This window comes from Vibrio sp. Y51_MX_L26, from assembly GCF_024181935.1.
GTDB lineage: Bacteria > Pseudomonadota > Gammaproteobacteria > Enterobacterales > Vibrionaceae > Vibrio > Vibrio diabolicus.
In genome coordinates this window covers 101,143-114,206 of the sequence record NZ_JAMZAS010000008.1, presented here as the reverse complement: position 1 = coordinate 114,206, position 13,064 = coordinate 101,143, and the positions used below count along the sequence as shown (strand labels likewise).

At 42.9% G+C, this 13,064-nt stretch carries 10 protein-coding genes; 8 read left to right on the top strand and 2 right to left on the bottom strand.

What is annotated here, in order from left to right:
* Positions 1–22: 22 nt before the first annotated feature.
* A complete protein-coding gene (locus NL645_RS16675; RefSeq protein WP_005396436.1) occupies positions 23–481 on the bottom strand; it encodes a DUF721 domain-containing protein in 459 nt (152 codons plus the stop codon).
* A 408-nt stretch (positions 482–889) separates the two neighbouring features.
* Here NL645_RS16675 and secA point away from each other — a divergent pair, with 408 nt between their 5' ends.
* From secA to dapB, 3 genes are all read left to right on the top strand, one after another.
* Positions 890–3,619, top strand: a complete 2,730-nt coding sequence (secA, locus tag NL645_RS16670) for a preprotein translocase subunit SecA (protein ID WP_253652072.1) — start codon at positions 890–892, stop codon at positions 3,617–3,619.
* Between the two features lie 166 nt (positions 3,620–3,785).
* Positions 3,786–4,184 (top strand): 8-oxo-dGTP diphosphatase MutT, encoded by a 399-nt coding sequence (gene mutT, locus NL645_RS16665; RefSeq protein WP_005396433.1) that lies wholly within the window; start codon positions 3,786–3,788, stop codon positions 4,182–4,184.
* A 110-nt stretch (positions 4,185–4,294) separates the two neighbouring features.
* Positions 4,295–5,104: a 4-hydroxy-tetrahydrodipicolinate reductase gene (gene dapB / locus NL645_RS16660; RefSeq protein WP_006742699.1), complete on the top strand. Its 810-nt coding sequence runs from the start codon at positions 4,295–4,297 to the stop codon at positions 5,102–5,104.
* A gap of 8 nt (positions 5,105–5,112) precedes the next feature.
* Here the strand turns inward: dapB and NL645_RS16655 are convergent, their stop codons facing one another.
* Entirely contained in the window at positions 5,113–5,340 is a 228-nt protein-coding gene (locus NL645_RS16655) for a hypothetical protein (protein WP_253652071.1), read from the bottom strand.
* A gap of 245 nt (positions 5,341–5,585) precedes the next feature.
* On the opposite strand from NL645_RS16655, the gene carA reads away from it, so the two are divergent.
* The 5 genes from carA to NL645_RS16630 all read left to right on the top strand — a co-directional run bounded on the left by carA (position 5,586) and on the right by NL645_RS16630 (position 13,031).
* Positions 5,586–6,725: a glutamine-hydrolyzing carbamoyl-phosphate synthase small subunit gene (gene carA, locus NL645_RS16650; protein ID WP_253652070.1), complete on the top strand. Its 1,140-nt coding sequence runs from the start codon at positions 5,586–5,588 to the stop codon at positions 6,723–6,725.
* A 16-nt stretch (positions 6,726–6,741) separates the two neighbouring features.
* Entirely contained in the window at positions 6,742–9,975 is a 3,234-nt protein-coding gene (gene carB / locus NL645_RS16645) for a carbamoyl-phosphate synthase large subunit (RefSeq protein ID WP_047009081.1), read from the top strand.
* A gap of 899 nt (positions 9,976–10,874) precedes the next feature.
* Positions 10,875–11,654: a TSUP family transporter gene (locus NL645_RS16640; protein WP_114323150.1), complete on the top strand. Its 780-nt coding sequence runs from the start codon at positions 10,875–10,877 to the stop codon at positions 11,652–11,654.
* A gap of 136 nt (positions 11,655–11,790) precedes the next feature.
* Complete coding sequence (locus tag NL645_RS16635) at positions 11,791–12,615, top strand: hypothetical protein (protein ID WP_046873989.1); 825 nt, start codon at positions 11,791–11,793, stop codon at positions 12,613–12,615.
* The gene (locus tag NL645_RS16630) at positions 12,612–13,031 is read left to right on the top strand and encodes a hypothetical protein (protein ID WP_046873988.1); all 420 of its coding nucleotides are present in this window, start codon (positions 12,612–12,614) and stop codon (positions 13,029–13,031) included. The genes NL645_RS16635 and NL645_RS16630 overlap by 4 nt, the downstream gene beginning before the upstream one ends.
* Positions 13,032–13,064: the final 33 nt, after the last annotated feature.

Below are 13,064 nucleotides of genomic sequence, written 5' to 3'. Positions count from 1 at the left end.
TTTCAGCATATTGAAATAACGATCACTTACGGTCTTTCTTTTCTGCCATATCGGCCAATCGCTTTAAACGCTCTTGAATTTTAGGCGGTGCCATGTCGGCAATCGTCATCAATGACTTTGCTGCAGATTCTGTTAATGGTGGACGTTTAGGTCTGTCGTCTTGTTCGAAACGATTTCGGTATAATGATGGATTGATCCTCACTTCAACGCTCATCAGTTTGGCAAAGCCTTGAGTACGAAGTTTATTTAGGATCATGAGGCGATCGTAATCGATCTTCATTTTGATCGCGGCACTAGAAACATCGATCAATAGGTGGCCGTTACGAACATTCGCCACCCGGCAATGATCGGCCGTCCCTTTGGGTAAGATCTCTTGCAAAGCTTGGTTAAGCTGTAAGATTTCTCCAGCATGTTCTTGAATCTGCTTGAACTGTGATTCAGCAATAACATCTTCAGTCGAGGTTGGACGGTGATCACGCATAGGTAAAATCTAATTTTGTTGAGATATCAGCTATTCTAGAGCAGCTTTCTATCAAGGTATAGTTTACATTAACGTCTTTCGCTTCAGTTTTACAATGTAGCAAGGTAAAAAGCAAAGTCTGCTCTGAATAGATTACACATATTGTGGTATGCAATATCGTCTAATCAGTCACCACTTTAAGTAAAAACTTCAGAGTGCTTCAAACAAATACGTCTATTTATGGTTGTATCGATGAAAAATCCTTACACTAAGCCACATTGTTTCGAAACTTAGCCTTGAAATATGGATGTTTGAACTCAATATCTTTGATAAATGATTTATCTCAGTATTCTTAGTTCCAAACTGGCAGAGACTGAAGGCATTATGAGTAGATCGGGAACGGTCTGATTAAAGAGAGATTCACGAAAAATGATAACTAAGCTACTGACAAAAGTGATTGGCAGTCGCAACGACCGAACACTGCGCCGCCTTAGAAAAATTGTAAAAGAAATTAATAACTACGAGCCAACATTCGAAGCTCTAAGTGATGAAGAGTTAAAAGCAAAGACGGTTGAGTTCCGTGAGCGCCTAGAGAAAGGTGAAACTCTTGATAAACTACTTCCTGAAGCTTTTGCTACGGTTCGTGAAGCATCTAAGCGTGTCTACGGCATGCGTCACTTCGACGTTCAGCTTATCGGTGGTATGGTTCTAAATGCGGGTCAAATTGCGGAGATGCGTACAGGTGAAGGTAAAACGCTGACTGCAACGCTTCCTGCTTACTTAAATGCTCTTGCTGGTAAAGGCGTTCACATCGTAACAGTGAACGATTATCTAGCTAAACGTGATGCTGAGACGAACCGCCCTCTATTTGAATTTTTAGGTATGACCGTTGGCGTAAACGTGCCAAACATGCCTCCTCAAGAGAAAAAAGAAGCGTACCAAGCTGACATTCTATACGGAACCAACAATGAATTTGGTTTTGACTACCTTCGTGACAATATGGCTTTCCGTAGCGAAGACCGTGTACAGCGTGATCGCTTCTTTGCAGTTGTCGATGAGGTAGACTCAATCCTAATTGATGAAGCTCGTACTCCTTTGATCATTTCTGGTCCTGCTGAAGATAGCTCTGAGCTATACACTCGAATCAACCTTTTGATCCCGCATCTGAAAAAGCAAGATAAAGAAGACTCTGAAGAATACCGTGGTGATGGTCACTACACTGTTGATGAAAAATCAAAGCAAGTATACCTAACTGAAACGGGTCAAGAATACGTTGAAGAACTGTTGGTGAAAAACGGTCTGATGGAGGAAGGTGATACACTTTACTCTCCGGCTAACATCAGCATGTTGCATCACGTGAATGCTGCTTTGCGTGCTCATGTGTTATTCGAGCGTAACGTTGATTACATCGTTACTGATGAAGGCGAAGTGGTCATCGTTGATGAACACACTGGTCGTACAATGCCAGGTCGTCGTTGGTCTGAAGGCCTTCACCAAGCAGTAGAAGCGAAAGAAGGCGTTAAGATCCAAAACGAAAACCAAACTTTGGCTTCTATTACCTTCCAGAACTACTTCCGTTTATACGAAAAACTGTCAGGTATGACAGGTACAGCGGATACTGAAGCGTTCGAATTCCAGTCTATCTATGGTTTGGAAACGGTGGTTATCCCAACCAACAAGCCGATGATTCGTAACGATATGCCAGATGTGGTTTACCGTACTGAAGCAGAGAAGTTTGCGGCAATCATTGAAGATATTAAAGAGCGTGTTGCCAAAGGGCAGCCAACGCTTGTTGGTACTGTGTCGATTGAAAAGTCAGAACTTCTTTCTAACGCATTGAAGAAGGCTAAGATCAAACACAACGTATTGAACGCGAAATTCCATGAGAAAGAAGCGGAAATTGTTGCTGAAGCGGGTATGCCTGGTGCGGTAACTATCGCGACCAACATGGCCGGTCGTGGTACGGACATTGTGCTTGGCGGTAGCTGGCAATCAAAAGTTGAAGCTTTAGAGAACCCAACTCAAGAGCAAATCGATGCGATTAAAGCAGAGTGGAAAGTGGTGCATGACCAAGTACTAGAAGCTGGTGGTCTACATATCATCGGTACTGAGCGCCACGAATCTCGCCGTATTGATAACCAGCTACGTGGTCGTTCTGGTCGTCAAGGTGATGCGGGTTCATCGCGCTTCTACCTATCTATGGAAGACTCTTTGCTACGTATTTTCACTTCTGATCGTATGGCGAGCCTTATTCAAAGTGGTATGGAAGAAGGTGAAGCTATTGAATCGAAAATGCTTTCTCGCTCAATTGAAAAAGCACAGCGCAAAGTGGAAGGTCGTAACTTTGATATCCGTAAGCAGCTGCTTGAATACGATGATGTAGCGAACGATCAACGTAAGGTTGTCTACGAACTGCGTGACGAGTTAATGAACGTTGAAGACATCAGCGGCATGATCGAGCAAAACCGTGAAGATGTGCTAACAGCGGTTATTGATGAGTACATTCCACCACAGTCACTAGAAGATATGTGGGATGTTGAAGGTCTACAAGAGCGCTTGAAAGCGGACTTCGATCTTGATGCGCCAGTGAAGCAATGGCTTGAAGAAGACGACAAGCTTTACGAAGAAGCATTACGTGAAAAGATCATCAACCTAGCCGTTGAAGTGTACAAAGAGAAAGAGGAAGTGGTGGGCGCACAAGTGCTTCGCAACTTCGAAAAATCGGTCATGCTTCAGACTCTGGATACGCTTTGGAAAGAGCATTTGGCTGCGATGGATCACTTGCGTCAAGGTATCCATTTACGCGGCTACGCACAGAAGAACCCAAAACAAGAATACAAACGTGAGTCGTTTGAACTGTTTGAGGGTCTACTAGAAGCGCTGAAAACAGACGTTATTACTGTTCTATCTCGTGTTCGCGTTCAGCAACAAGAAGAAGTTGAACGTATGGAAGACCAGCGTCGTGCGCAAGCTGAAGAAGCCGCTCGTCGTGCACAAGCGCAACACGCTGCAGCACAAAATCCGCTTTCTGAAGGCGAAGAATCTGAAGAAGGTTCAAATCAACCAATGGTACGTGATGAACGTAAAGTAGGTCGCAATGAACCTTGCCCTTGTGGCAGTGGCAAGAAGTACAAACAGTGCCACGGCAAAATCGACTAATCTGTTAGTCGGATTATTTATCAAAGAGTCGCTTAGGCGACTCTTTTTTTAAATAAATTCTTTGGCTATCAAATTCCATAAGTTTGATAGGTCAGAAAGTTTTTGAGATGTAGAAGCTCGTTGTCACAATAGTAAAGTACAACGGTCTTGAGAGTTAGGAATCCCCATGAAAAGAATTCACATAGTCGCGGCAATTATTTTTAACCAAGATAAATCAAAGATCTTTATTACAAAGCGTCCTGATGATAAGCACAAAGGCGGGTTTTGGGAGTTTCCGGGTGGCAAAGTCGAGCCGGGAGAAAGCATTGAGCTTGCAATTACAAGAGAACTCGAAGAAGAAGTAGGAATTGAAGTTATTGAGCAAGCCCCTTTTGAACATTTGGAATACGACTATCCAGACAAATCACTCAAGTTTGATTTTATTACAGTATCTCAATTCAGTAATGAGCCTTACGGTCGAGAAGGTCAAGAAGGATGCTGGGTTGAAATCAGCGAATTGGGCGACTACACCTTTCCTGAAGCGAACGTACCTATCTTGGAGCGTGTTGTAAAAGAGTTTGCTTAAGCTCGATGAACTTGCTTGTGGTAACCACGGTATGTTGTTAGTTTAAACAGATTAAGCGAAACGAGAGAACGAGAGCAAACCTCGTTATCCAGAGAAGGAGAGAAAGCGCAATGGTTCGTATTGCAATCGCAGGAGCAGCTGGCCGAATGGGCCGCAATTTGGTTAAAGCTTCACACCTTAATCCTGAAGCGACAGTGAGCGCGGGATCAGAACGACCTGAGTCTTCACTTGTCGGCGTCGATATCGGTGAGCTTTGTGGTGAAGGTAAATTCGATGTGCTCTTAACGGATGATCTTGCTAAAGACGTCGATAATTTTGATGTAATCATCGATTTCACCGCTCCAGTAAGCACATTAGCGAATCTCGAGTTGTGTAAGAAATACGGTAAGAGCATTGTGATTGGGACGACTGGCTTCAGCGATGCAGAGCGTGATCTTATCGATGAAGCAGCCAAGCAAGTGCCTGTTGTGATGGCGCCAAATTATTCTGTAGGCGTAAACCTTGTCTTTAAGCTTCTTGAGAAAGCGGCCAAAGTGATGGGAGATTACTGTGATATCGAGATTGTTGAAGCACACCATCGCCATAAAGTTGATGCCCCCTCTGGTACTGCTATCGGAATGGGAGAAGCTATTGCTGGTGCGATGGGTAATAAGCTGAATGATGTAGCTGTCTATGCCCGAGAAGGCATTACTGGTGAAAGAACAAAAGATGAGATCGGCTTTGCTACGATTCGCGCTGGCGATATCGTCGGTGAGCATACAGCTATGTTTGCTGATATCGGGGAACGAGTGGAAATAACGCACAAAGCGACTGATCGCATGACGTTTGCTAATGGGGCCGTAAAGGCTGCCGTTTGGTTGAGTGCTAAACCTGCGGGCTTTTATACCATGACGGATGTTTTGGGATTGAATGAACTATAAATACATAATTATTCGCCGGCGCTAGCCGGCTTTTTTATATCTATAGAATTGTTTGTAAATAAAATGATTCTGATAGAGAAGATTTTAGCACTTACTTTTGTTATGTTTTTGTCTGTTTTGGCTTTATTTTTGGGTGTAACCGTTAAAAGTGTTCCTGTTTTTGCCGTAGTGAACGTTTGCGTTAAAAACTCATAATTTTTTGTGATCCCTAAAAAGTTCAAATTTGTAAAATTCATTAAACCTCTATCCCTCCCTATGTAATAGCATTCAAAAGTTGTCTTTTTGAGCCTTACTGATTCGAAATGACCTTACTCGCTAGAAATTGATAATTTATTTTTGATTGTAGGTTGACAGGTTTCCAGTCCAACTTTAGAATACCGCCAATTTGTCTGAAATACCTATTTATGTAGATTTTATAGGTAAAGGAAGGCATGTTTGCAGTTTGATTTATTTTTTTTGCATTTTTATTCTGGAGGTTGTCTTGGGTAAATTAGCACTGTTAGTCCTAGAAGATGGGACAGTGTTCCACGGAGTGTCCATAGGGGCAGATGGTATTTCCGTTGGTGAAGTCGTTTTTAATACCTCGATGACGGGGTATCAAGAAATCCTCACTGATCCTTCCTATTCTCAGCAAATCGTCACCCTTACTTATCCTCACATTGGCAATACCGGAACCACTTCCGAAGATGAAGAATCCTCTTCCATTCATGCACAAGGCCTTGTGATTCGCGATCTTCCTCTTATCGCTTCTAACTTCCGTAATGAACAATCCCTCTCTGATTACCTTAAGTCTCAAAATATCGTTGGCATCGCTGATATTGATACGCGAAAGCTCACTCGTATCTTGCGTGAAAAAGGTGCTCAAAACGGTTGTATTGTTGCGGGTAATAACCTAGATGAAGCTTTGGCTCTAGCGAAAGCAAAAGAATTCCCAGGCTTAAAAGGAATGGACCTTGCGAAAGAAGTTACAACGAAAGAAGCGTATCAATGGAAACAAGGTTCGTGGACGCTTGAAGGTGGACTTCCAGAGGCGAAAGATGACAGCGAGCTGCCATACCACGTTGTTGCTTACGACTTCGGCGCAAAACGCAACATCCTACGAATGTTGGTTGACCGCGGTTGCCGCTTAACGGTTGTTCCTGCTGAAACGTCAGCGGAAGAAGTGCTTGCGATGAACCCGGACGGTGTTTTCCTATCAAATGGCCCTGGTGATCCAGAACCATGTACTTACGCGATTGAAGCGACAAAAGTGTTCCTAGAAAAAGGCTTACCTATCTTCGGTATCTGTTTAGGTCACCAAATCCTTGCGTTAGCGTCAGGTGCACAAACCGTGAAAATGAAGTTTGGTCACCATGGTGCAAACCACCCAGTAAAAGATTTAGACCGTAACGTTGTTATGATCACTTCGCAAAACCACGGCTTTGCGGCAGATGAAGCAACGTTACCGGAAAACTTACGTGCTACTCACGTATCGTTATTTGATGGCTCTTTGCAAGGTATTCACCGCATAGACAAGCCAGCATTTAGCTTCCAAGGTCACCCAGAAGCGAGCCCAGGTCCACATGACGCGGCACCGCTATTTGACCACTTTATCGAACTAATCAAAAAACACAGCGCTTAATTCGGAGTAGTAGATAATGCCAAAACGTACTGACATTCAAAGTATTCTAATTCTTGGTGCTGGTCCGATTGTTATCGGTCAGGCATGTGAGTTTGACTACTCTGGCGCACAAGCCTGTAAAGCACTTCGTGAAGAAGGCTACCGAGTTATTCTGGTTAACTCGAACCCTGCAACGATCATGACTGACCCAGAGATGGCTGATGCGACTTACATCGAGCCAATCCAATGGGAAGTGGTACGCAAGATCATTGAAAAAGAGCGTCCAGATGCAGTTTTGCCAACCATGGGTGGCCAGACTGCACTTAACTGTGCGTTAGACTTAGAGAAACACGGCGTACTAGAAGAATTCGGCGTAGAGATGATCGGCGCAACTGCAGATGCAATCGACAAAGCGGAAGACCGTTCTCGTTTTGATAAAGCGATGAAGTCTATCGGCCTTGAGTGTCCTCGCGCAGATACAGCGAAGAGCATGGAAGAAGCTTACAAAGTTTTAGATATGGTTGGCTTCCCTTGTATCATCCGTCCATCGTTCACCATGGGTGGCACTGGTGGTGGTATCGCGTACAACAAAGAAGAGTTCGAAGAAATCTGTCGTCGCGGTCTGGACTTATCTCCGACCAACGAACTTCTTATCGATGAGTCACTAATCGGTTGGAAAGAGTACGAAATGGAAGTCGTTCGTGACAAAGCGGACAACTGTATCATCGTATGTTCAATCGAAAACTTTGATCCAATGGGTATCCACACGGGTGACTCAATCACAGTAGCACCAGCACAGACACTGACTGACAAAGAATACCAGCTAATGCGTAATGCATCGCTAGCCGTTCTACGTGAAATTGGTGTTGAAACAGGTGGTTCAAACGTACAGTTTGGTATCAACCCGAAAGATGGCCGTATGGTTATCATCGAGATGAACCCACGTGTATCTCGCTCTTCTGCGTTAGCGTCAAAAGCAACAGGTTTCCCAATCGCTAAGATTGCCGCGAAGCTTGCTGTTGGCTTTACTCTGGATGAACTACAAAACGACATCACGGGCGGTGCAACACCAGCATCATTCGAGCCAACTATCGACTACGTCGTAACTAAGATTCCTCGCTTTAACTTCGAGAAATTTGCTGGCGCAAACGACCGTCTGACTACTCAGATGAAATCGGTTGGTGAGGTAATGGCAATTGGTCGTAACCAACAAGAATCTCTTCACAAAGCACTTCGTGGCCTAGAAGTTGGCGCAACTGGTTTTGACGAGATGGTCGATTTAGAAGCACCAGATGCACTGACTAAGATTCGTCACGAACTTAAAGAAGCAGGTGCTGAGCGTATCTGGTACATCGCCGATGCATTCCGAGCTGGCATGTCAGTTGACGGCGTGTTCAACTTGACTCAAATTGACCGTTGGTTCCTGGTTCAAATCGAAGAAATCGTAAAACTCGAAGAGCAAGTCAAGGCGGGCGGCTACGCAGGTTTGACCAAAGAAGTTCTTCGCCAGATGAAACGTAAAGGCTTCTCTGATGCGCGCTTGTCTAAACTGCTAGGTGTCGCTGAAAGTGAAATTCGCCGTGCTCGTGAGCAGTTTGATATTCACCCGGTTTACAAACGTGTGGATACGTGTGCCGCAGAGTTTTCTTCTGACACGGCTTACATGTACTCATCTTACGATGAAGAGTGTGAAGCAAACCCAACAGACAAAGACAAGATCATGGTTCTTGGTGGCGGTCCAAACCGTATCGGCCAAGGTATTGAATTCGATTACTGTTGTGTACACGCATCACTTGCGCTGCGTGAAGACGGTTACGAAACCATTATGGTTAACTGTAACCCAGAAACGGTATCTACTGACTACGATACGTCTGATCGCCTGTACTTCGAACCAGTAACTCTGGAAGATGTACTGTCTATCGCTCGCGTTGAAAAACCAAAAGGTGTGATTGTTCAGTACGGTGGTCAAACGCCACTTAAACTGGCTCGTGCTCTAGAAGCGGCTGGTGTTCCAATCATTGGTACTAGCCCAGATGCTATCGACCGTGCGGAAGACCGTGAACGCTTCCAGGCAGCTGTTGACCGTCTAGGTCTACTTCAGCCAGAAAACGCGACAGTAACAACGATGGAACAGGCGGTTGAAAAATCGAAAGAAATTGGCTTCCCATTAGTTGTTCGCCCGTCTTATGTACTCGGTGGTCGTGCGATGGAAATTGTTTACGATGAGCAAGACCTGCGTCGCTACTTCAACGAAGCAGTAAGCGTATCGAACGAGTCTCCAGTTCTACTAGACCGTTTCTTGGATGATGCAACCGAAGTTGATATTGATGCTATCTGTGACGGTGAACGCGTCGTTATCGGCGGTATCATGGAACACATCGAACAAGCCGGTGTTCACTCTGGTGACTCTGCATGTTCACTGCCTGCATACACGCTAAGTCAGGAAATTCAAGACAAGATGCGTGAGCAAGTTGAGAAGCTGGCGTTCGAACTCGGTGTACGCGGTTTGATGAACACGCAGTTTGCTGTGAAAGACAACGACGTTTACCTAATCGAAGTGAACCCTCGTGCTGCTCGTACGGTACCATTCGTATCGAAAGCGACAGGTGCACCTCTAGCGAAAATCGCTGCACGTGTAATGGCGGGTCAATCTCTAGAGTCACAAGGCTTTACTAAAGAGATTATCCCTCCTTACTACTCAGTGAAAGAAGTGGTTCTGCCGTTCAACAAGTTCCCTGGCGTTGATCCGCTATTGGGCCCAGAAATGCGCTCAACAGGTGAAGTAATGGGCGTTGGCGCAACATTCGCAGAAGCTTACGCGAAAGCAGAGCTAGGTTGTGGTGCGGTTTACCCTGAAGGTGGTCGTGCGCTACTGTCAGTACGTGAAGGCGATAAAGAGCGTGTTGTTGACCTGGCTTCTAAGCTAGTGAAACTGGGTTACCAGTTGGATGCGACACACGGTACTGCTGTAATTCTGGGCGAAGCGGGTATTAACCCACGTTTGGTAAACAAAGTACACGAAGGTCGTCCACACATTCTTGACCGTATCAAGAACAACGAATACACCTACATCGTAAACACGGCTGCTGGTCGTCAAGCGATTGAAGATTCGAAAGTTCTACGTCGCGGCGCACTGGCAGAGAAAGTGAACTACACAACGACACTGAACGCAGCGTTCGCTACATGTATGTCTCATACTGCAGACGCAAAAGCGTCAGTAACTTCGGTTCAAGAGCTACACGCTAAAGTGAAAGCTAGTCTAGACGCGTAACAGATAAAAATCAGTAAGCTCGTTAATCAGGGCTTACATGACAACCTCATTGCCCGCTCATTTGAGCGGGCTTTTTTATATTGAGGTTTTTCTAAAATGAAGAGCATTAAAGTGTGCTAGGAACGATTGGTATGCTTCGCTTTTGAAGATCATCAAGCTAATTATGGCAAGCAATGTTCCTAAAGATGAAGAAATAGTACTACCACTTGCTACAACAAAGTTGATACTGCAGGTAAGAATGATAAAAGAGATAGTGATTAAGTTTATTTTTGCAGCAATACTTAATCCTTTGCTTATTGTCAGGATGTTTGGAATGCATACAACAACAACCGTAATAGCTCCCAATGTAAGAAGGTACGTATCTAGATCAATGTGTTGAGTGAAAGAAAACCAGTCATTCCAAATGCTTAAGCTAATAGTCAGACCAATAGTCAATGCCAAGTATAAACATACACTTATTGAGATGTTCGCTATGTTAATTGATTTAGTATTCAACTTTCAATTCCTCATAGATTCCAATTGTAAGATTTCTTAGCTCTCCCGAATAACCGTTCGTCTTGGGTTTAGAGCCAATAACGTTGAATAGCTGATTAATGTTCACTATTTGTTCGATTTTTGAGTGTAATTGTTGTTTTTCTGGATGGTCGAGTCAGTAAGTTATCCATTATTTTCGCTTTTATCAGATTAGACGTTCCCTATTAAGACAGCGCTTTCCTTTTCTATCAAAATATTAAGAGGCTCTATATTTTGATGTAATTGATATTTTTAATGTGTCATTTTCTAGATTCATTAATTGATGAAAATTAGGAATAGATTGGTGTCTTGACTTTCCATTGGTAGTTTTGTGAATAAGTGCTACCGTTTCTTCCTCTTTGATACCTCTTCAAAAAGGAAGTGTAGTGGAAATCACGGTTGAGATTTTGTTGGCCCTATTTTTGGTTGCGACTGCCGCAGGCTTTATTGATGCGATGGCTGGTGGGGGAGGGCTCATTACGCTCCCTGCGCTTTTGGCTGCGGGGGTGAGTCCGACTCAAGCTCTAGCAACCAATAAGTTACAAAGTTCGTTTGGCAGTTTCTCTGCTAGCTGGTATTTCGTGCGTAACGGTATTGTCAGCCTAAAGGAAATGCGTTTCGCGATACTCTGCACTTTTATCGGTGCAGCGATTGGTGCCGAGGCTGTGCAGTTTATTGATGCTAGCGTACTCACCAGTTTGATCCCTGTTCTTTTGATCGCCATTTCCCTCTATTTTTTACTCGCGCCAAGTACGCGAAAAATCGATGGAGAACCAAAGTTATCTGAAGCGATGTTTGCGCTATGCATTGGTGGTGGGATCGGTTTCTATGATGGCTTTTTTGGCCCTGGGACTGGATCTATTTTTACTGTTTGTTTTGTTGCACTGGGTCACTTTTCTTTGGTCGAAGCCACTGCTAGAACAAAAATCCTCAATTTCACGTCAAACATAGCGGCACTACTCTTTTTTATCTTAGCCGGGTTGCCAGTGTGGAAGCTTGGCTTAACCATGGCTGTTGGCGGTTTTCTTGGTGCTCAGTTAGGGGCGAAGGTCGTGGTAAGTAAAGGGCAAAAATGGATTCGTCCTCTAGTTATTGTGATGTCGATGCTAATGGCAACGAAACTTCTTTGGCAACAACATCAGCAATGGATTTTGTCAGTATTATAACTCGTTCTCTACGTTCAACTACGCCTACTCATGAATTATATGTAAAGAAATACTGATATATCTATGATTTCATTATAGTGTGATATCGTACTTAAAATGAAAAAGTAATAAACAATTTTTATTTAATAAAGTTAGAATGCTAAGTTTAGAATATTTAATTGTTGGTTATATGTATCCTATTATATCTCGAGATAATACCCAGTCAAAAAGAGAATGCTATGCATTTTCTATCAATGAATTTGATAAATTGGTTAGTAAATTTATCCCTAAGCATGAACAACTTCGGTGGAATAGTTTAAAGGATAAGTTAGAATTTATTGCAAACTACTATGCAACTGTAGATGATTTGGCGTATTTAGGTAGAGTTGCTGTAGCCTTGTCAGGTAGCGCAGCTCCTATTGCAGTTGAGAAGTATGGTGGTTTTAATCATATTGTAATTAAAGGAACACCTAGTTTACAAAGAAAAGTTATGGCTTTGTCTGGTAAGATTTCGCCACCGATGGCCGTAAGTTTTGCTATAGGAAAAGAAAAGGCATTACAGACGGTTAAGCAAGGTGCAATTATTACTGTTATCTTTGTCACATCTTATAGAATAGCTGAGTATTTCTTTAAAGAGTCAAATAAAAGAGTATTGGCTAAATTATTCGGAGTTATAGCAAGTGACATTATTAAAGTGGGTTTGGCTGCTTTAGTTGCTAGTATAACATTAAAAACGATGGTTTCTGTAGGTGTTGTCGCTGCTGGTGGTTCAGCAGCTCTGTTTGTGGTTGTTTTTGTCGGTGTTGTTGCCAGCTTTGCAGCTAGTAAAATAGATGAAGAATTTAACCTCACAAAGAGGTTCCAAAAGGAAATTATGCTATTTTGGTCTCAAAAGGAAGAGGTGGAAAAATGGGAGATGAAAGATAAAATAAACCAATACCGAGCGATGCAGAGCTTTAAAAATAGTGGTTTTTCATTATGAAAAATGAAGAAATAGATTATAGCACATTTATTATAGGTTCAATTCTATTTCCTATATGTACATATTTTATGATTTATCTTCCGGTATCTGATTTGTTGGACTTTTTTGGAGCAATTTCATCCGATCAGGAAAGTTTATCCTTAGGTGGTCAGAATATTCAGTTATTTTCATCCGGTTTTTTATTTGCTTTGCTTTCTTATGTTTCTATTTATACTGTTTCTACTAAGAGAAAGCCAAATAAAGAAAAACTTAAAAAGCTTTTTAAATTATGTTTTGTTTTATTAGTTTCTAGTTTTTTGTTTTCTTATATGTTTAATGAGTGGCTGCTGTCTTATGCTGAAAGTCATGGATACCATTATTCTGAGGAACTTAGTTCTCGATGGTTCTTAAGTGAGTACTATGTTTTTGTAAAATGACTATGAAATACACTTTTACATTATACTCTACTT